Source organism: Microbacterium sp. NPDC055599 (genome assembly GCF_053618975.1).
The window spans coordinates 64,503-84,063 of sequence record NZ_JBSHIM010000014.1; the positions used below are offsets into that span (position 1 = coordinate 64,503).

Genomic DNA, 19,561 nt, shown 5'->3' on the forward strand with positions numbered 1-19,561 from the left:
CCGGCTCAGCGCTTGTTGTCGCCGAGCCGCCGGGCGGGGTTGCCGATGCGGATCTCGTCGTCGGGCACCGACTTCACCGCGACCGCACCGATGCCGAGCAGGGAGTTGCGGCCGAGCGTGACGCCCTGGATGACGGAGGCGTTGGGGCCGATCCAGGCGTCGTCCTCGATCACGACGCTGCCGGAGATCTCCGCGCAGGCCGTGATGATCACGTTGCGGCCGATACGGCAGTTGTGGGCCACGTGCACGTGGTCGTCGATCTTGGTGTGATCGCCGACGCGGGTCGGGGCGATGGTGCCGGAGCAGACCGTGGTGAAGTTGCCGACCTCGACGTGGTCCTCGATGACGACCGAGCCGAGGTGCGGGATGCGGATGTTGTCGCCGTCGGCGTCGCGCTCCATGCCGAAGCCCTCCTCGCCGATCACGGCGTGGCTCTTGATGAGAGCGTGCGCCCCGATGCGGACGTCGTGCCCGATCACCACGTGATCGCGGATCTCGGCGCCGTCGGCGATCACGGCGCCGGCGCGGACGACGGTGTACTCCCCGATATGGGCGCCGGGGTGCACCTCGGCGGTCGGGTCGACGCGGGCGGTCGGTGCGATCCCGGGAACGGGCTTGCGGGCGAAGTGCTCGGCGACGGCCAGGGCGAAGGCGGCACGCGGGTTCTCCACCAGCACCGCCGTCCCCGAGCGGGCGTCGTCGGGGAGGGTCGCGGGGGCGAGGAGCACGGCTCCGGCCTCCAGCGCCTTCGCGGCAGCGGCCGCCGCCGCCACCGGATCGACCACGAACGTCAGGTCTCCCTCGCCGGCCTCGCCGAGCGGGGCGAGACCCGTGACGGAGCGATCCGTGCCGACGAGTTCGCCCGACAGCTGCTGGGCGAGGGCGGAGGCGGTGACGTGGGGCGCGTTCATGCTCCGACCCTACTGCGAACGGCGGGGCGCCCCGGCGGTGCGAGGGGCGGCGGATATGATCGACGCATGGATGAGAAGGCGCTTCTGGAGCTGGTGGCGGAGATCCTCGAGGTCGAGGTGGACGAGGTCGCACTGACCGATGAGCTGGACGCGGTGGGCTGGGACTCGCTCGCGAACATCAGCTTCATCGCGGAGGTCGACGAGGCGATCGGCGTGACGATCGATGCGGACGAGCTCGCGAACGCGAAGACCGTCTCCGACCTGCACGCACTCACCCGTGCCGGTGCCTGAGACCTCCGACTACCTGCACCTCGACGGCCGCGCGGTCGTCGTCACCGGCGCAACCTCGGGCATCGGTCGGCAGACCGCGATCGACCTCTCGCGTCAGGGCGCCCGGGTCGCGCTGATCGGACGCCGCGAGGCCGAGCTGGAGGAGACCCGCGGCCTGCTCGCGGGCGAGGGGCACCTGCTGGCGCCGTTCGACCTGACCGACCACGCGGGCGTCGCGGCGCTGCTGCGCGGGATCGCCGCCGAGTTCGGACCGCTCGACGGCCTGGTGCACGCGGCGGGCGTCCACGTGACCGCTCCGCTGCGGATCGCGACGGCCGATCAGACCTCGGCCGTGTTCGACATCAACGTCACGAGCGCGCTGATGCTCGCCAAGGCGTTCCGTCACCCCAAGGTGCGCGCCGAGTCGTCGAGCATCGTCCTGCTGTCGTCGGCGGTCGGCCTGGTCGGGGAAGCAGGAGTGAGCGCGTACGCGGCGAGCAAGGCCGCCGTCGCATCCCTCGGCAAGTCGCTCGCGCTCGAGCTGGCGCGGGAGGGTGTGCGCGTCAACAGCATCGCCGCCGGGATCGTCGAGACCGCGCTGACCGAACGGCTGCGCGCCTCGGTGGGTGCCGCGGCCTGGGACGAGATCGAGGCGGCGCACCCGCTCGGCCTCGGCACCGTGGAAGACGTGGCGGGGGCGGCGCTGTATCTGCTCTCCCCGGTCTCGCGCTGGGTCACCGGTTCGGTGATGGTGGTGGACGGCGGGTACACCGCGAGGTGACCGCTCCCGGCCCGTAGACTGGGGGCATGGGTGCCCGCATCGCTGCCGTCGACTACTACCTGCCCGAGGCCGTCCTCAGCAATGAGGATCTCTCCCGAGAGTTCCCGGAGTGGAGCGTCGAGAAGATCTCCGGCAAGACCGGGATCGACCGCCGCCACATCTCCGGTCCCGACCAGTTCTCGTCCGACCTGGCCATCGCGGCAGCACGACGTCTGTTCGAGCGCGACGGCATCGACCCCCAGTCGATCGACTACGTGATCCTCTGCACGCAGAGCCCCGACTACTACCTCCCCTCGACCGCCTGCATCGTGCAGGACGCCCTGGGCATCCCGACCTCGGCGGGCGCGACCGACATCACGCTCGGCTGCTCCGGCTACATCTACGCCCTGGGCCTCGCCAAGGGCCTGATCGAGTCGGGCCAGGCGGCGAACGTCCTGGTCGTCACGGCCGACACGTACACGAAGTTCATCAACCCGGCCGACAAGTCCGTGCGCACGATCTTCGGCGACGGCGCGGCAGCGACCCTCGTGACCGCGGACGGCTCCGACACCTCGCTCACCGCCATGACCTACGGCACGGACGGCTCGGGCGGCAAGAGCCTCATCGTCCCGAACGGCGGGCTGCGCGCGGGCGCCGCACTCCAGCCGAAGGCCGACACGGCCGTGCGGGAGCTCGTCGCCTCGGGCTACGACCTGTACATGGACGGCCCCGACATCTTCAACTTCACCCTCCGCGTGGTGCCGGAGACGGTCGAGGAGATCCTCGCCAAGGCGCAGCTGGAGCAGAACGACATCGACCTGTTCGTGTTCCACCAGGCGAACGCCTTCATGCTCGAGCACCTGCGCAAGAAGCTCAAGGTGCCCGCCGAGAAGTTCTTCGTGTCGCTCGCCGAGTCCGGCAACACGGTGTCGTCCACCATCCCGATCGCGCTCGCCGACGCCGAACGCCAGGGCGCCCTGGTGCCCGGCATGCGCGTGATGCTCCTCGGCTTCGGTGTCGGTCTCTCCTGGGGTGGGCTGGTCGCGACGTGGTGAGCGCCTCCGCCCCGCGCCCGACGCTCCTCATCCTGTCCTTCGTGCCGATCGACGGTGACCCGCGCGTCATCAAGCAGGTCCGCCGCTTCGTCGACGAGTACGACGTGACGACGTGCTCGCCCGGCCCGTCGCCGCACCCCGGCGTCACGCACGTCGAGATCCGTGGCGACCTCCCGCCCAAGCAGGACATCGTGACCAGGGTGCGCGACGAGTTCGCGCGGCGGACCGAGTGGTTCCGCCGGATGTACTTCCAGTCGCCCGGTGTGCTCGAGACCATCCACCTGTTGCGCGGGCGGCGTTTCGACGCGGTGATCGCCAACGACGCCGAGACCGTGGGCGTCGCGTGCCGGCTCTTCGGCGCCGACCGCGTGCACGCCGACCTGCACGAGTTCTTCCCGGACATGGGCTTCGAGGACACGCCGCTCGGCCGTCGGCACCAGCGCTACTGGTCGTGGATGACGAAGCACCTGGTGTCGCAGGCGCACTCGTCCACGACGGTCGGCGGCGAGATCGCCAAGCGGTACCACGAGTACGGCCTCCAGCCCGGGGTGGTGACGAACTCGACACACCTGCGCGACCTCCCGTACCGTCCCGTGGGTTCCGCGATCCGGCTCGTGCACAGCGGCAACCCATTCCACGAGCGCAGCCTCGGCGAGATCATGCGCGCGGTGGCGGCGTCCCCGGTCGAGGTCACCTTCGACCTCTACCTCACGTGGCAGCCCGAGAAGACGCGCTCCGAGTTCGTGGCGCTCGCCGAGGAGCTGGGGCCGCGGATCACGGTGCACGACCCCGTGCCGCAGTCCGTGCTCATCGAGACGCTCAACGAGTACGACCTCGGCATCCACATCCTGCAGCCGGTGAGCACCAACAACGTGATGGCACTGCCGAACAAGTTCTTCGACTACGTCCAGGCGCGCCTCGGCATCGTGGTCGGCCCGTCGGTCGAGATGGCGCGCATCGTGCGCGACCATGGCCTCGGCGTCGTCACGGACGGCTTCGACGAGGCATCGATCGCCGCGACCATCGACGCGCTCACCCCCGAGCGCGTCGACGGGTTCAAGCAGGCCGCGATGCGGGCGGCCGATGCGCTCTCCGCGGAGCGGCAGGTCGAGGTGTGGGCGCGGGCCGTGGAGGAGATCGTCGCCGGCTCGGCGGGCCGTGCCTGACCTCGGGGCGCGGGCGTATCGCCTCGCGCAGAAGCTGGTGCCCTCGTCGATCGCGGGGTATGTGCTCCCCGGGCACGTGCGCCAGTTCCGCGAGACCGGTGTCACCGTGGCCAGCGACGCCCCGCGGCGACTGCTCATCGCGCCGGTGAACTCGGCGGGGCAGGGGTATGCGTGGGCGCGGGCGGCCGAGACGCTGCCCGGCGTCGCCGCCGCCAGCGCCATGTTCCGCGGGGGCGACGACGTGTTCGGGTTCCGTGCCGATCACCTCATCCCCGCGACGGCACTGGTCGGCAACGCTCGCTGGCGCCGGGCGCAGCACCACGCGATCCTCCACGGCTTCACGCACGTGCTGATCGAATCCGGGCGGCACCTCTCCGAGCTCGACGGCGACCCGCTGGAGCTGGTGCGAGAGCTGCAGGCGGCGGGGGTCCGCGTGGCGCTCGTGTGGCACGGGAGCGACATCCGTCTCCCGAGTGCGCACGCCGCGCGCGAGCCGGACTCGCCCTTCCACGGTGATCGCTATGCCGGGACAGCCGTGCTCGAGGAGATCGCCGAGCGGCACGCGCGCTTCGCAGAGGCCGCCGGGGTGCCCGTGTTCGTCTCGACTCCGGATCTGCTGCCGTTCGCGCCGGGTGCCACCTGGCTCCCCGTCGTGGTGGATCCGCGATCCTGGGCCGCGGCGGGGGACCGCCCTGCGCTCTCCGGCGACGGGCCACTGCGCGTCGTGCATGCCCCGTCGAGCGCCGGCCTGAAGGGCAGCGACCGCATCGCCGCAGCCGTGCAGCGGCTCGAGGCCGAGGGGCTCATCGAGTACACCGAGGTCAGGGGCGTCCCCGCCGAGCGGATGCCGGAGCTGTACGGCGGCGCCGACGTCGTCCTCGACCAGTTCCTCGCCGGGGCCTACGGCGTCGCGGTCTGCGAGGCGCTGGCGGCCGGTCGCCTGGTGGTCAGCCATGTGTCGGACGACACCCGTGAGGCGGTGCGCGCGGCCAGCGGACACGAGCTGCCCGTGGTGCAGGCCAGGGCAACGGAACTGGAGGGCGTGCTGCGCGAGGTCGCCGCGAATCGCGCGCGCTCTGCGACGCGAGCCGCCGAGGGGCCGGCGTTCGTGCGCGCGGTGCACGACGGGACGATGTCGGCGGAGGCGCTGCGGCCGTTCCTCGACGCGTGAGCCGCCGGGCTCCGTAGAGTAGATGCTCGTGAAGATCGTCAGCGTCGTCGGCGCGCGCCCCCAGTTCGTCAAGCTCGCCCCGATCCACCATGCCGCCCGCGCGGCCGGGGTGGAGCACGTGATCGTGCACACCGGACAGCACTACGACCCGCTGCTGTCTGACGTGTTCTTCGAGGATCTGGGGATCGGCGCCCCCGACGTGCACCTCGGCGTGGGCAGCGGCTCGCACGGCGTGCAGACCGGTGCGATGCTGGGCGCCCTCGACGCGGTGTTCGACGAGCACCGCCCCGACTGGGTGCTGGTGTACGGCGACACGAACTCGACGGTGGCGGCGGCGCTGAGCGCGGTCAAACTGCACATCCCGGTGGCGCACCTGGAGGCGGGGCTGCGCAGCTTCAACCGTCGCATGCCGGAGGAGCACAACCGCGTGCTGACCGACCATGCCGCCGACCTTCTTCTCGCACCGACGCAGGTCGCCGTCGACCACCTCACGCGCGAAGGGCTGGCCGAGCGCACCGTGCTGGTGGGCGATGTGATGACCGATGTGCTGTTCGACGTGCGCGACCGTGTCGCCCGGCGTGCCGCCGACGAGGGGGAGCGCCTGGACGCCGCCGAGGGGGAGTACTACCTGGCGACGATCCACCGCGCCGAGAACACCGACGACCCGGCGCGGCTGCGGCAGGTGGTCGAGGCCCTGGCGGGGCTCGACCGTCCCGTCGTGCTGCTGGCCCACCCGCGCGTGGTGGCCAAGGCGGCCGCGCACGGCATCGACCTCGACCGCGGCTCGCTCACCTCCCGCCCGCCGCTCGCCTACCCCGACCTGATCGCGGCCGCGGCGGCGAGTGCCGGTGTGGTGACCGACTCGGGCGGCCTGCAGAAGGAGGCGTTCCTGCTGCGCGTGCCGTGCACGACCGTGCGCACCGAGACGGAGTGGGTCGAGACGGTGGAGCTGGGCTGGAACGTGCTCGCGAACACGCGCGAGGAGATCGCGGCGGCCGTGACGCGTCCTCGACCGGCGGCCACGGACGCGGCACCGTACGGCGACGGGCACGCCGCCGAGCGCGTGATCGCGGTGCTGTCCGAGCGTCGCTGAGGCTCACCCGCGAGGAGCCGGGTACCCGCGCCGGAATATACTCGAACCCATGCGTATCGCCGTCGTGGCCCTCGGAAAGATCGGCCTGCCCCTCGCCGTCCAGTTCGCCAGCAAGGGACACGACGTGGTCGGGGTCGACGTCAATGCGGCCCTCGTCGACAGCGTCAACCGGGGCGTCGAGCCGTTCCCCGGCGAGGCGCAGCTGCAGGAGAAGCTGACGGCGGCGCTCGAGGCCGGACGGCTGCGGGCGACGACCGACTACGCGGAGGCGATCCCCGGGGCTGATGCCGTGGTCGTGGTCGTGCCGCTGTTCGTGAACGAGGAGACCGCGGAGCCCGAGTTCGGGTGGATGGACGCGGCCACCCGCTCGCTCGCCGAGCACCTGACCCCCGGCACGCTGGTGTCGTACGAGACCACGCTGCCGGTCGGGGTGACGCGCGGCCGCTGGAAGCCCCTGCTCGAGGAGGTCTCCGGGCTGCGCGAGGGGGAGGACTTCCACGTGGTGTTCTCCCCGGAGCGCGTGTTCTCGGGCCGGATCTTCGCCGACCTGCGCAAGTACCCCAAGCTGATCGGCGCGCTCTCCGACGAGGGGGCCCGCCGCGCCGTCGCGTTCTACGAGTCGGTGCTCGACTTCGACGAGCGTCCCGACCTGCCGCGCACGAACGGGGTGTGGGACCTGCAGAGCGCCGAGGCGGCCGAGATGGCCAAGCTCGCCGAGACCACCTACCGCGACGTGAACATCGGCCTGGCGAACCAGTTCGCCCTCTTCGCGGGTGCCAACGGCATCGACGTGTACCAGGTCATCGAGGCGTGCAACTCGCAGGTCTTCAGTCACATCCACCGCCCCGGCATCGCGGTGGGCGGCCACTGCATCCCGGTCTACCCCAAGCTGTACCTGTCGACCGACCCCGACGCCGACATCGTGCGCACGGCGCGCGAGTTCAACGAGTCGATGCCAGAGCGCCTGGTGGCTCAGGCCGAGGGCATGCTCGGCGACCTGTCCGGACTCCGGGCGGTCGTGCTGGGCGCGGCGTACCGCGGCGGGGTGAAGGAGACCGCGTTCTCCGGTGTCTTCCCCACCGTCGAGGCACTGCGACGCCGCGGCGCCGAGGTGCGCGTGCACGACCCCCTGTACACGGACGACGAGCTGCGCGCCCTGGGACTCGAGCCCTACGCGCTCGGGGAGGGCGTCGACCTCGCGATCGTGCAGACCGATCACGCCGAGTACCGCACGCTCCGTCCCGTCCAGCTGCCCGGCGTGCGGCTCCTGGTCGACGGCCGCGCCGTGACCGACGCGGAGGCCTGGGCCGGCACGCCGCGCATGGTCGTCGGCGCCGGCCGCGCCTCCGCCACGGTCTGACGACCCGCGACCGGGCGCCGCGGCTGAAGCTCCCAGCCGCGCGCCGATACGATTGAGGCATGGATCTTCTCGTCGTTGGGTCGGGTTTCTTCGGCCTCACCATCGCTGAGCGTGCCGCGGAAGCCGGCCGCAAGGTGACCGTCATCGACCGCCGCCCCCACATCGGCGGCAACGCCTACAGTGAGGCGGAACCCGAGACGGGGATCGAGGTGCACCGCTACGGGGCGCACCTGTTCCACACGTCGAACGCGACCGTGTGGGAGTACGTCAACCGCTTCACCACGTTCACGAACTACGTGCACCGGGTCTACACGACCCACAAGGGCACGGTGTTCCCGATGCCGGTGAACCTGGGCACGATCAACCAGTTCTTCCAGGCGGCCTACACGCCGGACCAGGCGCGGGCTCTGGTGAAGGAGCAGGCGGGGGAGTTCGACGTGAAGTCCGCCGCGAACTTCGAGGAGAAGGGCATCGCGCTCGTCGGCCGTCCGCTGTTCGAGGCGTTCTTCCGCGACTACACCGCCAAGCAGTGGCAGACCGACCCGCAGAAGCTGTCCGGCGACATCATCAGCCGCCTGCCCGTGCGCTACACGTACGACAACCGCTACTTCAACGACACGTGGGAGGGCCTGCCGACCGACGGGTACACCGCGTGGCTCGAGCGCATGGCGGACCACCCCCGCATCGAGGTGAAGCTCGGCGTCGACTACTTCGACGAGGCGCAGCCGCTGAACAAGAGGGCCACCGTCGGCCAGGTGCCCGTGGTCTACACGGGGCCGGTCGACCGCTACTTCGACTACGCGGAGGGCGCCCTGAGCTGGCGCACGCTCGACTTCGAGCAGGAGGTGCTGAACGTCCGCGACTTCCAGGGCACCAGCGTCATGAACTACCCCGACATGGACGTGCCCTACACGCGCATCCACGAGTTCAAGCACTTCCACCCGGAGCGCAAAGACGTCTACGACTCCGACAAGACCGTCATCATGCGTGAGTTCTCCCGCTTCGCCGAGCGCGAGGACGAGCCCTACTACCCGGTGAACACGCCGACCGACCGCGAGGGGCTGCTGGCCTACCGCGAGCTGGCGAAGGGCGAGAAGGACGTGCACTTCGGGGGGCGTCTGGGCACGTACCAGTACCTCGACATGCACATGGCCATCGGGTCGGCGCTGTCGCTCTGGAACAACACTCTCTCCTAGACTCGGAACCGTGAGTCACGCTGCTGTCGGGGCGCCCGGGACGCCCCGGCGCTATCTGCATTCGCTGTGGCTGCTGTCCGCCCGCGACCTGAAGGTGCGGTACGCGACGAGCGCCCTCGGCTACCTGTGGTCGGTGCTCGATCCGCTGGTGATGAGCGCCATCTACTGGTTCGTGTTCACGCAGGTGTTCCATCGGAGCGTGGGCGAGGACCCGTACATCGTGTTCCTCATCGTGGCGCTGCTGCCGTGGGTGTGGTTCAACACCTCGGTGTCGGATTTCACGAGGGCGTTCAAGAAGGATTCGCGTCTCGTGCGCTCGACGGCGATCCCGCGATCGATCTGGGTCAACCGCATCGTGCTGAGCAAGGGCATCGAGTTCCTGTTCTCGATCCCCGTGCTGGTGCTGTTCGCGGTGTTCAGCGGAGCCACGGTGAACGTGATGCTGCTGTGGTTCCCGGTCGCGCTCCTCCTGCAGATCATGCTGCTGGTCGGGCTCGGTCTGCTGGTCGCGCCGCTGTGCGTGCTGTACACGGATCTGGAGCGGACGACGGCGCTGATCCTCCGCGCGCTGTTCTACGCCTCGCCCGTCATCTACAGCTTCGAAGACCTCCCGGCGCCCTTCGACGTGATCGGGGCGTTCAACCCGCTCGCCGGGATCTTCACGCTCTACCGCGTGGGCTTCTTCCCCGATCTGTGGGACCCGATGCCGGTGATCGTGAGCGTCGTGATGTGCGTGGTCATCCTGGCGCTCGGCGTGTGGACGTTCCGGAGCCTCGAGCGCCCTGTGCTGAAGGAACTGTGATGTCTGCGGCTGCACGCGTGCTCATCGCTGAGCTCGACGCGCCCGCCCAGGCGGCGCTCTTCGACGGGGCTGCCGATGCGCGGGAGGCGATCACCGAGCTGACGGGGATGCTCCGGATCGGCATGCTCGTCTCCAGCGAGATCCTGGTGACCGACGCCATGCTGCTCGACGGGGCGTACTTCCTGACGCTGGGTCCGGACGGTGTCATGCGGGAGCTCGGCGCGACGCCGGGACGGTATCCCCTCACGATCACGGGCGTGCACCCGACGCTGCGCGAAGGTCTGGATGCTCGGCTCGCGAACGACGCGTTCCACTGGTCGCTTCCCGCTCTGCGCGGTGCGGTCGGGATTCCGGCGGAGGTCCGCCGCGGGTGGGACGAATGGCTGCGGTTCGTCGAGACGGGGATCATCCGGTACGAGCAGCAGACGGGTGGCGACGCACCCTTGCGCACGGGCACCCCGCCGGCCTCGTCGCCGGAGGCGCTGCACGTGATCGCCGACGCGCGACTCGACGAGGTGCGGTTCCGCAGCGTGGCGTGGCAGCGCATCGAGGCGCTCCCGCTCGCGGAGGCCGATCGGGAGGCGGTGCGTCGCTGGTGGGGCGACGCGTACCTGCGCATGATCGCGGAGAACGCGGGAGCGGACTGGGTGACGTTCGGCGCCGAGGCCGACGGGCACCTCGCTCGCGCCGCGCACGACGTGGAGCTGCCGCTGTCGACGACGCTGGTCGCGTGGGCGCGGGAGTCCACCCCCGCCACGATCGCGGTCGCCTGGGACGCCTCTCATCGTCAGCGGCACCGCCTGCGCGAGCGGCCGACGTGGTCGCGCATGCGCGGGCTCGCTTTTGCGGCCACCCAGGTGACGGCCGTGTCGTCGCGGGGCTTCGTGCTGCTGACGTCGATCGCGAAGCTCGTCATCGCGCTCTGCGTGGTCGCCCTCGCCGTGCCCGGCCTCGGGCTCGGCTCCGTGGACAACGTCTGGACCTGGGTGGCCTTCGTCGGCGCCATCGCCACGACGGTGCCCTTCGACTCGCTCGGTGCCCTCAGGGAGCTTCTCGTCCGCGATCCGCAGGCACGGTTCGTCCTGCACAGGGGAGCGCGCTCATGACCGATGGATTCACCCCGGTGTACGCGAGCTCCGACGGGCTCCCGGTGCGGCTCGAGGCCGCCGCGCGGCGCGCCGCCGACGGGTCCGCCTACACGCACCACCGCCTCGTCGTCTCCGACGGGCGCGCAGGAGCGGTGATCGTGGCCCGCGACGCGGATCGGCTGCTGCTCGTGCTGAGCGCCCGGGAAGCCGCGGAGGCCGAGCTCTGGGAGCTCCCTCGCGGGGCGGGAGAAGCCGATGAGACGGCCGTCGAGACCGCCCTCAGAGAGCTGCGGGAGGAGACCGGCCTGCGCGGCCGCGACCCGCAGGTGCTGGGGTCGTACGTGACCGACTCGTCGATCTTCCCGCAGGAAGTCGCCGTCGTGGAGTGCCGCATCGACCAGGACGCGCCGGCGACCGTGCCGGACGGGGAAGTCTCCGACCGGCGCTGGCTGCCGCTCGCGGAACTGGCGCATGCCGTGCAGGACGGGACGATCCGTGATGCCCACACGCTCGCGGCCATCGCCGTCCTCTCATCGAGGGGGGAGCTGTGATGTCCGCGGCAATCGAGGTACAGGGGCTCGGCGTCCGTTTCCGCCGCAACCGGAGGGGGCGGCGCAGCTTCAAGGACCTGTTCAGCGGGGCATCGCGCCGTTCGCGCCCCGGCGAGTTCTGGGCGTTGCGCGACGTCTCGTTCACGGTGCAGCCGGGGGAGTCGATCGGTGTGGTCGGCCGCAATGGACAGGGGAAGTCGACGCTGCTGCGCTTGGTCGCCGGCGTGCTGCTCCCCGATGAGGGGTCGGTGCATGTCAACGGAGGCGTGGCGCCGCTCATCGAGATCACCGGCGGTTTCGTCGGCGATCTGACGGTGCGGGAGAACGTGCGTCTCACCGCGGGTCTCCACGGCATGTCGCGCGACGAGGTCTCGCGCCGCTACGACGACATCATCGCGTTCGCCGAGCTCGCCGGCTTCGAGGAGACGCCCTACAAGCACCTCTCCAACGGCATGAAGGTGCGGCTGGCGTTCTCTGTCGTGTCACAGCTCGACGAGCCGATCCTCCTCGTCGACGAGGTCCTCGCCGTCGGTGACAAGGCGTTCCGCGACAAGTGCTACAAGCGCATCGACGAGCTGCTCGCGGAGGGGCGCACGCTGTTCTTCGTGAGCCACAACGAGCGCGACCTGCGCCGGTTCTGCACGCGCGGGCTGTACCTCGACAAGGGCGCGCTCGCGCTGGACGCACCGATCGGCGAGGTGCTCGACCGCTACAACGCCGACTACGCGGTCTGAGCCTCCACGCCCGCACGGTCGGGGCGAGGTCGCCGGGGCTCAGAGGCCGACGAGGCTCCGCAGGCTCTGCGCCGCCGTGCGCGCGGCATCGACCGCGCCGGCGGTGTTCCCGCCGTCGGTGATCGCCGTCCGCAGCTCGCTGAGCCGCTGCGTGTACGAGGCGGTGCCGCCGCGCCAGCTGTCCGCGATCGACGATGGTGCCGGGAGGTCGGACAGGCGTCGCGCGTCTTCCTGCAGCGTGTCCACCACGGGCAGCGCGTCCTGACCACTCGCGCCCGCGACGATGTCGAGCCCGCGCAGCGCGTCGGCCAGCGGCCCGGAGACCTGTCCGCGGAAAGCCTCCACGGTGGGGTCGACGACCGGCGGCTGCGTCACGATCGGCGTCTGACTCGGCTGCGGGCCCGCCGTCGGCGTGGCCGTGGGCGTCGGGGTCTCGGTCGGCGTGGGGGTCGAGCTCGGCGAGGGCGAGGCGCTCGGTCCCGGCGTCGGCCCGTCTCCGCGAGGCAGGAGGAAGAACAGCAGGGCACCGATGATCGCGAGGGCGAGCACCGAGAGGCCGACGATCAGCCACACCCGCCCCTTGCGCTCGGGGGTGGGCGGAAGCGGGGCCCAGCGGAGCTCCGGCTGCGGTTCCTGCGGATCGGTCACGTCATGCCTCCAGAGGGGTCATCGGCTGCCACGACCGGTCGCGGCCCACGCGGCCGCCGTCGCGGATCCCGCGGAACAGGTTGCTCGTGCCCCGCACCGTGCGCTCGACGAAGACGAGCCGGATGAGCTCCTTCGCGAACGTCGCCGCGGTGCCGAGGCCGAACAGCACAGGGTTGTACATGCCGTGGACGCGGTAGTACTGCTTGATGAAGCCGCGGTTGCGCATGATGTAGTACCGGTAGGCGTTGCTCGACGCGTTCATGTGCCGGATGCCCATGTCCCACTGCTTGATCTCGCGCGTGCGACGCAGCACGAACTCGTCCACGATGACCGCCGTGGTCAGGCGCGAAGCCAGCCAGCCGTACATCTGGTCGTCCCAGTAGATGAAGAACCGCGGGTCGGGGAGCCCGATCTGCTGCACGATCGAGCGGTGGATGAACATGCCCTCGAAGCAGCCGCTGTTCATGTGCTTGTAGCCCGACTCGTCGAAGCCGGCCGGGGCGAACGGGATCGGGATGCCCATGCGCTCGGCGATGCGGTACTGCCAGTAGAACTCGCTGCCGTCGTAGTCGTACCGGCGGCCCTGGATGCTCTTGAAGCGCGGCGCCCAGCGGCCCATCCTGGCGAGGCCGTCCGGCAGCACCTCCACGTCGTCGTCCATCATCCAGATCCACTCGGACCCGAGCTCGTACGCGGTGCGCATGCCCTCGCTGAAGCCTCCGGACCCGCCCGTGTTCGTCTGCAGGCGCCGGTACACGATCTCGGTGCCGATGTCGTCACGGAACGACTCGACCACGTCGGTGGTGTCGTCGGCCGACGCGTTGTCGATGATGACCACGCGGCCCGGCTTCGGGTCCATCGCGGTGATGCTGGTGAGCAGCCCGGACAACAGGTGCGAACGGTTGAAGGTGACGATGACGATGGTCGCTGCGGTGGGGTCGAATGCAGCGGGGGCCGCGGTCATGCCTTCTCCTCGAAGATCTGCTGCCAGGACTGGGGGGAGACGAGATCGGGCATCGCCTCGCGGTAGCGCGCCCGCAGCTCCGGCCACCGGCGCCGGAGCTCGGCGTGCAGCCGGACGCTCTCGCGCAGCATGCGGCGGTACTGGCGGCGGTCGCGCGTGTAGATGTTCTTTCCGGAGCCGTCGGCCGTGCTCACCAGCACGCTGTCGAAGGAGGGGACGCGCCACCACTGGGCGTCCTCCTTGCCGAACTCGGCCTCCGGCTGCACGACGTTCGCCGGGTGCGGACGGTGCATCCAGTGCGACACCAGCGTGGTCAGCGTGAACCAGCGCAGCCGCAGACCGGTCGGGTTGTCGAGGTCGTTCTTCGACACCTGCTTGTACACCTGGCGCCCGCGACGCGAGTAGAGCACGCGCGACGGGTCGCGGTGCACCACGGTCTCGGGGAACTCGGCGGCGAGGGCCCGCGCGGCGGGCATCGCGGTACGGATGTTCCGGCGCATGTGCTCCGGCCCCGACAGCACGTCGCGCAGCGCCCTGGCACGGAGGGCGACCGGGTAGTACTGCATCATCATCAGGTGCTTGAGGTCGACGCGCCGGCTGTGCCGGAGCAGGCGACCTCCGCGCGGGACCTCCGAGTGCAGGAGCCCGGCGACGATGCGGTTCCTGGCATGGAAGTAGGCCTGCCAGTCGATCGTGTCGTCCTTGTTCACCCAGGAGACGTGCCACAGGGCGACGCCCGGCATCGAGACGGTGGGGAATCCGGCCTCCCCGGCGCGCAGGCAGAACTCCGCGTCGTCCCATTTGATGAACGCGGGGAGGGCGAGGCCGACCGCGCGGACCGCCTCGACCGGGATGAGGCACATCCACCAGCCGTTGTAGTCGGCGTCCATGCGCATGTGCAGCAGCGTCGACTGGCGCAGGTTCGACACCCCGAAGTCGTGCGGCATCTGCTCCTGGTACAGGTTGCGCCACATGAACGGCGCCTGGTCGACCACCTCGGCCCACCCGTGCAGCTTGGGCCGGTCGAGCAGATCGAACATGTGGCCGCCCACCAGCACGGGCGTGGTCGCGTACTGTCCGAACACGATCGACCGGCGCAGCGACTCCGGCTCCAGGCGCACGTCGTCGTCGAGCAGCTGCACGAAGTCGCTCTCCGGGCGCTGCAGCGTCTCGTGCATCGCCCTGGCGAAGCCGCCGGAGCCGCCCAGGTTCGGCTGCCGGATCACCTGCAGGGTCTCGCCGAGGCGTTCGGCGACGTCGTCGTAGCCGTCCTGCTCCTGGACCAGCTGCGTGCCCTGGTCGACGAGGAAGATGCGGTCGACGAACTCGAGGGCATCGGGCGAGGCGGCCAGGGCGCGCAGCGTCTCGACGCAGTAGTCGGGCTTGTTGAAGGTGGTGATCCCGAGCGAGGCCTTGCCGGTGCGGGCCGGCTCGTGCTCGGTGGTCCACTCAGCGCCCTCCAGCACGGCAGGCTTCTCGTCGGCGACCACGTCGAACCAGATCCATCCGCCGTCGCTGTACTGCGTCAGCGCCAGGTCGAACGACGTCGTGGCCTCTCCGGTGACCTCGCGTGTGGCGACCCGCTGGCGCACGCCGCTGCCGTTCGAGCGGTAGACGAGGATCGTGGCGGGTCCGGTCGTGCGGACCGTGAGCTGCACCTCGCGCACGCTCGTCCAGTGCTGCCAGTACGACGCGGGGAAGGCGTTGAAGTAGGTGCCGAGGGAGACGCGGCGGCCGGCGACGATGCGCGCACGGTGACGGCCGAGGATGTTGCCCAGGTGCGCCCTGTTGGACACCCGGACGGGCTCGTTCTCGATCACGGACCAGGTCTCGGGGTCGGCGTAGAGCGGGAGCAGGTCGGGGTCGCGATCGAGCGGGAAGACGACATTCTGAAGGACGTGGGCCACAGGGAGGTTCTCCGATGTTGGTGTCGCGGGACGCCGCCGGTGGGCAGCGCGCGACTCGACGAGCAGTGAGTAGCCTACCGTTCGTCACCTCGGGATCCGCGGAGAGCCTCCCCGGTCGCGCCCAGCCCGCCTGGTTAGACTGACCGCGATGAAGGTACTGATCACCGGCGGCGCCGGCTACATCGGATCGACCGTGGCGACGGCATGCATCGAGGCCGGGATCGAGGTCGTCGTGCTCGACGACCTCTCCAAGGGGCTCGAGGTGTTCGGCGACGGACGCAACCTCTACGTCGGCGACATCGCCGATCACGCGGTGCTGGACCGGCTGCTGGCCGACCACCCCGACATCGACGCGGTCGTCCACTGTGCGGCGCGCGTGGTCGTGCCGGAGTCGGTCGCCGACCCCCTGGGCTACTACGACAGCAACGTGGGCAAGACGATCGTGCTGCTGCAGCGGCTGCGCGACGCGGGTGTCCCGCGCGTCGTGTTCAGCTCCTCGGCCTCGGTGTACGCGGGGGAGTCGGGTGACGGCGTCGACGAGAGCGGTGCCCTGGCGCCCGCGAGCCCCTACGCGACCACCAAGGCCATGGTGGAGCAGATCCTCGCCGACGCAGCGGCCGCCGGCGACTTCCGGGCGATCGCGCTGCGCTACTTCAACCCGATCGGCGCCGACCCCCGCCTGCGCACGGGGCTGCAGAACCCCACGCCCTCGCACGCGCTGGGCAAGATCATGCAGGCGCACGCCTCGGGCGAGCCCTTCACCATCACCGGCACCGACTGGGCCACGCGCGACGGCTCCGGGCTGCGCGACTACGTGCACGTCTGGGACCTGGCTCTCGCGCACGTCGCCGCGGTGCAGCGGTTCGACCGCGTGGCCACGCCCGACGAGCCGTACCAGGTGATCAACCTGGGCACGGGCGACGGCGTCACGGTGCGCGAGCTCGTGCGGGCGTTCGAGCGGGTCACGGGTGAGGTGCTGCCGGTGGTCGAGACCGGCCGACGCCCGGGCGACCAGGCGGGCGCGTACGCGATCGTCGACCGTGCCGCCGCGGTGCTGGACTGGCGCGCCGAGCGCTCCGTCGACGACGGTGTGCGCGACGCACTGGCCTGGTCGGAGAAGCTCCGCTCGCTGCGCTGACCCCCGGCGCGGACCCTAGCCCTGGGGGCGGAGGGTCGGGATGGCCCCGGTGTGCGCGGCGTCGATGTTCTCGCGCCACGAGCGGGACTGCCCGGCGCGCAGGGCGCACAGCACGAGCAGGAACCAGCCGGCACCCACCAGCGTGAAGCTCTCGAACATCGAATCGACGGCGAGCGTCACGAGCGTGATCGGCGTCCACGCGTAGACCACGGATCGGCGCACGCTGGCCACCAGCCAGGAGCGGATGAGGGCGACTCCTCCCAGCAGCAGGAACAGCACGAGGCCGGCCGTGCCGAGCTGCAGCAGCACATCGAAGAACGCGTTCAGCGCGCTCTGGTGGTGCTCGCCCAGCTGGAAGTTGATGAACGTGAACGGATACTCCCCGCGAGCCCAGTCGCCGAACCAGCCCCACCCCGTGATCGGCTTGATCGACACGAAGTCGAGGATCATGTTCCACAGGGTCGCCCGCATAGAGAAATCGGAGCCGGCGTCCAGCAGCGCGATGATCTGGTGCCGCAGCGCGAACGCCACCGCCAGGGCGAGGGCGACCAGCGCCCCGAGGCCCCACTGGACCATGGTGCGACGCGCGGGGGAGGTGTGCCGCACGATCGTGAGCGCCATCGTCACGATGCCGACCGCCACCGCCAGGACGAGCACCGTCGGCGAGGAGGACAGGAACGCCAGCCCGCCCGCGAGGGCGATCGACACGACCGCGAGCGGCGGGTCCACCGACTGCGTGCGCCACTCGATCACGAAGGTGATCAGCGCGATCACGGCGATGAAGCCGAGCATGTTGCGGCTGCCGAAGACGCCCTGCACCGGTCCGCCGAGCGCGAGGTCGCCCTGCACGCCGAGGAACGAGAACGGGATGTCGAGCAGCACGCCGGACAGGATCTCCACGCCCAGCGAGAGCGTCAGGAGCACTCGCAGCGCGTCGCCCAGCGCCCGCACGGTCTGGAGGGTGTCGCGGATGTGGCCGACCGTGATGGCGAGGAACGCGAAGCCCAGCAGGGAGAGCCAGCCGAAGAACGTGTCCGAACGATCGGTCGTCCACACCAGGCTCACCAGTGCCCAGCCGAGGAACGCGATCAGCGACGAGGGCGCGAGGCGCAGCAGCGACAGCTCCTCGCGGCGCACCCAGAGGATCGCGGCTCCCAGCACGCAGAGCAGCGTGACGATCGTGGCGAGGGTGACGGGAGACGTCATCCGCTCGATCAGGAACGAGCCGAACACCGCCAGCAGCACCGCAAGCGTGAAGGCCCGCGCGAACTCCGCCGACCCGAGGAGCCGGGTGATCGTGCGACCCGGCGTCACGGCACCCGCCGCTGCGTCGTCCCGCGCTCGAACACGAGGTCGCGCTCACCCACGCCCACGAGCGGCACGGACTTCAGCTTGAACGACAACAGGACCAGCAGCAGCCAGCCCCACAGCATGATCGGCGTGGACTCGGTCAGGCCCTGCACGAGCAGCACGATGGTGTAGAGGCTCGGCAGCAGGGTGATCGGCGAGAACGGTCGGTGCGCGTCGAGGTCCCACCGCGGACGGTCGACCGCGAAGAACCAGGAGCGCCACAGCAGGCTGCCGTAGGCGACGGCCATCAGCACGACGCCGAGCACGCCCAGCTGCAGCAGCACGTCGAGCCACATGTTGTGCGCGTGGAACACGGTGATGCCGTGGTCGACGATCCAGTGGTCGAACGCGGGATCGCTCGGCACCCATGGGCTGGAGAAGCCGTTGCCGAACAGGGGGTGCTCGCCCGCGCGCTCCAGGACCTTGGTCCAGATCTTCTCCGAGCGCCCGGTCAGGTCGGCGCTGCGGCCGAGGAGCGACAGCAGGGGCCCGCGCAGCAGCCAGACGGCGGCCCCGACGATCACGGTCGAGCCGATGGCGACGACGTACACGCGCGTGCGGGCGCTCGGGGTCGACGCCCGCCGCATGACCAGTGCCACCACCAGCACCACGACAGCGGCGCCCGCGCACACCAGCGCCGTGGCGGAGGAGGTGCGCAGCAGGAAGTAGGCCGCGAGGATCATCCACAGCGCGAGGGTGGTGCGCCACCGCGCCCGTGCCGCGAACAGCACGCCGAACGTGATGAGAGCGAACAGCGACACGATCGCGAGCAGGTTCGCGTTACCCACGATGCCCTGGATGCGGCCGCCGTCGAAGAGGTTGTCGCGCACCCAGTACCACTGCGGGTCGATCTCGCCGTCCGGCAGGTCGACGAAGTTCGGCAGCAGGGGGCCGTGCAGCACGAGGGACACCCAGAGTTCCAGCGCGAGCGACAGTCCGAGGATCCACTTGAAGGCGGAGGACAGCGCGCGCACGATCTCGTGCCAGGTGAGCACGTGCGCGATGAACAGGCCGTTCACGGTGACCGCGGCGAGCAGCAGCCCGGTCGCGATCGTCGGCCCGCGCCACTGCGACCATGCCACGGACACCAGCGCGAGTGCGGTGTAGCCCAGCGCGGCCCACGGCAGGCGTCGCCAGCGGAAGGGCTGCGGACGACGACGCGCGAGCATCGGGATGCCGATCGCGAGGGTCGCGACGGTGAAGAGTCCCAGCACGGCGGCGGCGCCGACCACGCCGAGCAGGTTGTATACGGCGGAGTGCGCGAAGGCCACGAAGAGCACGAGGATGACGTACCCGCGCAGCAGCAGGTGCCCCGTCGACTCGCGCTCCGGCGCGGTGGGAAGGGGGGCCACCGGGTGCTTGGTGTACTGGGCCATCGCGTTCAGGCTACCGCGACG

The 19,561-nt window shown here is 70.5% G+C and carries 19 protein-coding genes; 13 read left to right on the forward strand and 6 right to left on the reverse strand.

From position 1 onward, the window contains the following. Nucleotides 1-5: 5 nt before the first annotated feature. Nucleotides 6-911, reverse strand: a complete 906-nt coding sequence (locus tag ACWGQ1_RS14290; RefSeq protein ID WP_136046075.1) for an LpxD N-terminal domain-containing protein — start codon at nucleotides 909-911, stop codon at nucleotides 6-8. A gap of 66 nt (nucleotides 912-977) precedes the next feature. Between ACWGQ1_RS14290 and ACWGQ1_RS14295 the strand changes: the two genes are divergently transcribed. From ACWGQ1_RS14295 to ACWGQ1_RS14350, 12 genes are read left to right on the forward strand one after another with little or no spacing between them, the layout of a single operon-like run. Next, on the forward strand, nucleotides 978-1,202 hold the full coding sequence (locus ACWGQ1_RS14295; RefSeq protein WP_136029893.1) for an acyl carrier protein: 225 nt from the start codon (nucleotides 978-980) through the stop codon (nucleotides 1,200-1,202). After that, nucleotides 1,195-1,962, forward strand: coding sequence for an SDR family NAD(P)-dependent oxidoreductase (locus tag ACWGQ1_RS14300; RefSeq protein ID WP_240753276.1), 768 nt, complete (start codon nucleotides 1,195-1,197; stop codon nucleotides 1,960-1,962). Before ACWGQ1_RS14295 ends, ACWGQ1_RS14300 begins: the two co-directional genes overlap by 8 nt. A gap of 26 nt (nucleotides 1,963-1,988) precedes the next feature. Beyond that, on the forward strand, nucleotides 1,989-2,996 hold the full coding sequence (locus ACWGQ1_RS14305) for a 3-oxoacyl-ACP synthase III family protein (RefSeq protein ID WP_136046073.1): 1,008 nt from the start codon (nucleotides 1,989-1,991) through the stop codon (nucleotides 2,994-2,996). Continuing rightward, nucleotides 2,993-4,162 (forward strand): glycosyltransferase family 1 protein, encoded by a 1,170-nt coding sequence (locus ACWGQ1_RS14310; RefSeq protein ID WP_452313173.1) that lies wholly within the window; start codon nucleotides 2,993-2,995, stop codon nucleotides 4,160-4,162. Before ACWGQ1_RS14305 ends, ACWGQ1_RS14310 begins: the two co-directional genes overlap by 4 nt. Then, the gene (locus ACWGQ1_RS14315; RefSeq protein WP_452313174.1) at nucleotides 4,155-5,333 is read left to right on the forward strand and encodes a hypothetical protein; all 1,179 of its coding nucleotides are present in this window, start codon (nucleotides 4,155-4,157) and stop codon (nucleotides 5,331-5,333) included. Before ACWGQ1_RS14310 ends, ACWGQ1_RS14315 begins: the two co-directional genes overlap by 8 nt. Before the next feature lie 28 nt (nucleotides 5,334-5,361). After that, a complete protein-coding gene (gene wecB / locus ACWGQ1_RS14320) occupies nucleotides 5,362-6,426 on the forward strand; it encodes a non-hydrolyzing UDP-N-acetylglucosamine 2-epimerase (protein WP_136037056.1) in 1,065 nt (354 codons plus the stop codon). A 49-nt stretch (nucleotides 6,427-6,475) separates the two neighbouring features. After that, on the forward strand, nucleotides 6,476-7,786 hold the full coding sequence (locus tag ACWGQ1_RS14325; RefSeq protein ID WP_136037057.1) for a nucleotide sugar dehydrogenase: 1,311 nt from the start codon (nucleotides 6,476-6,478) through the stop codon (nucleotides 7,784-7,786). Between the two features lie 59 nt (nucleotides 7,787-7,845). Then, complete coding sequence (gene glf / locus ACWGQ1_RS14330) at nucleotides 7,846-8,982, forward strand: UDP-galactopyranose mutase (protein ID WP_136029879.1); 1,137 nt, start codon at nucleotides 7,846-7,848, stop codon at nucleotides 8,980-8,982. Between the two features lie 10 nt (nucleotides 8,983-8,992). Continuing rightward, nucleotides 8,993-9,784, forward strand: a complete 792-nt coding sequence (locus ACWGQ1_RS14335; RefSeq protein ID WP_136029877.1) for an ABC transporter permease — start codon at nucleotides 8,993-8,995, stop codon at nucleotides 9,782-9,784. Then, the gene (locus ACWGQ1_RS14340) at nucleotides 9,784-10,890 is read left to right on the forward strand and encodes a hypothetical protein (protein ID WP_452313175.1); all 1,107 of its coding nucleotides are present in this window, start codon (nucleotides 9,784-9,786) and stop codon (nucleotides 10,888-10,890) included. Before ACWGQ1_RS14335 ends, ACWGQ1_RS14340 begins: the two co-directional genes overlap by 1 nt. Further along, nucleotides 10,887-11,423, forward strand: coding sequence for an NUDIX domain-containing protein (locus tag ACWGQ1_RS14345; RefSeq protein WP_452313176.1), 537 nt, complete (start codon nucleotides 10,887-10,889; stop codon nucleotides 11,421-11,423). Before ACWGQ1_RS14340 ends, ACWGQ1_RS14345 begins: the two co-directional genes overlap by 4 nt. Then, complete coding sequence (locus ACWGQ1_RS14350; RefSeq protein WP_136029875.1) at nucleotides 11,423-12,157, forward strand: ABC transporter ATP-binding protein; 735 nt, start codon at nucleotides 11,423-11,425, stop codon at nucleotides 12,155-12,157. The genes ACWGQ1_RS14345 and ACWGQ1_RS14350 overlap by 1 nt, the downstream gene beginning before the upstream one ends. A gap of 39 nt (nucleotides 12,158-12,196) precedes the next feature. Here ACWGQ1_RS14350 and ACWGQ1_RS14355 read toward each other — a convergent pair whose 3' ends face one another. From ACWGQ1_RS14355 to ACWGQ1_RS14365, 3 genes are read right to left on the reverse strand one after another with little or no spacing between them, the layout of a single operon-like run. Continuing rightward, complete coding sequence (locus tag ACWGQ1_RS14355) at nucleotides 12,197-12,805, reverse strand: hypothetical protein (protein WP_452313177.1); 609 nt, start codon at nucleotides 12,803-12,805, stop codon at nucleotides 12,197-12,199. A gap of 1 nt (nucleotide 12,806) precedes the next feature. Further along, entirely contained in the window at nucleotides 12,807-13,769 is a 963-nt protein-coding gene (locus ACWGQ1_RS14360; RefSeq protein ID WP_452313178.1) for a glycosyltransferase, read from the reverse strand. Next, a complete protein-coding gene (locus ACWGQ1_RS14365; RefSeq protein WP_136037059.1) occupies nucleotides 13,766-15,676 on the reverse strand; it encodes a glycosyltransferase in 1,911 nt (636 codons plus the stop codon). The genes ACWGQ1_RS14360 and ACWGQ1_RS14365 overlap by 4 nt, the downstream gene beginning before the upstream one ends. 148 nt (nucleotides 15,677-15,824) lie before the next feature. Between ACWGQ1_RS14365 and galE the strand changes: the two genes are divergently transcribed. After that, the gene (gene galE, locus ACWGQ1_RS14370) at nucleotides 15,825-16,814 is read left to right on the forward strand and encodes a UDP-glucose 4-epimerase GalE (RefSeq protein WP_452313179.1); all 990 of its coding nucleotides are present in this window, start codon (nucleotides 15,825-15,827) and stop codon (nucleotides 16,812-16,814) included. Nucleotides 16,815-16,829: 15 nt separating this feature from the next. Here the strand turns inward: galE and ACWGQ1_RS14375 are convergent, their stop codons facing one another. After that, nucleotides 16,830-18,128, reverse strand: coding sequence for an O-antigen ligase family protein (locus ACWGQ1_RS14375; protein WP_452313180.1), 1,299 nt, complete (start codon nucleotides 18,126-18,128; stop codon nucleotides 16,830-16,832). After that, nucleotides 18,125-19,540, reverse strand: a complete 1,416-nt coding sequence (locus ACWGQ1_RS14380) for an O-antigen ligase family protein (RefSeq protein WP_136029863.1) — start codon at nucleotides 19,538-19,540, stop codon at nucleotides 18,125-18,127. Before ACWGQ1_RS14380 ends, ACWGQ1_RS14375 begins: the two co-directional genes overlap by 4 nt. Nucleotides 19,541-19,561: the final 21 nt, after the last annotated feature.

Coding starts and splice junctions, on each gene's coding strand:
- ACWGQ1_RS14345 (WP_452313176.1), top strand. CDS start 10,887: ATGACCGATGGATTCACCCCGGTGTACGCGAGCTCCGACGGGCTCCCG.
- galE (WP_452313179.1), top strand. CDS start 15,825: ATGAAGGTACTGATCACCGGCGGCGCCGGCTACATCGGATCGACCGTG.
- ACWGQ1_RS14360 (WP_452313178.1), bottom strand. CDS start 13,769: ATGACCGCGGCCCCCGCTGCATTCGACCCCACCGCAGCGACCATCGTC.
- ACWGQ1_RS14305 (WP_136046073.1), top strand. CDS start 1,989: ATGGGTGCCCGCATCGCTGCCGTCGACTACTACCTGCCCGAGGCCGTC.
- ACWGQ1_RS14340 (WP_452313175.1), top strand. CDS start 9,784: ATGTCTGCGGCTGCACGCGTGCTCATCGCTGAGCTCGACGCGCCCGCC.
- ACWGQ1_RS14350 (WP_136029875.1), top strand. CDS start 11,423: ATGTCCGCGGCAATCGAGGTACAGGGGCTCGGCGTCCGTTTCCGCCGC.
- ACWGQ1_RS14325 (WP_136037057.1), top strand. CDS start 6,476: ATGCGTATCGCCGTCGTGGCCCTCGGAAAGATCGGCCTGCCCCTCGCC.
- glf (WP_136029879.1), top strand. CDS start 7,846: ATGGATCTTCTCGTCGTTGGGTCGGGTTTCTTCGGCCTCACCATCGCT.
- ACWGQ1_RS14380 (WP_136029863.1), bottom strand. CDS start 19,540: ATGGCCCAGTACACCAAGCACCCGGTGGCCCCCCTTCCCACCGCGCCG.
- ACWGQ1_RS14295 (WP_136029893.1), top strand. CDS start 978: ATGGATGAGAAGGCGCTTCTGGAGCTGGTGGCGGAGATCCTCGAGGTC.
- ACWGQ1_RS14290 (WP_136046075.1), bottom strand. CDS start 911: ATGAACGCGCCCCACGTCACCGCCTCCGCCCTCGCCCAGCAGCTGTCG.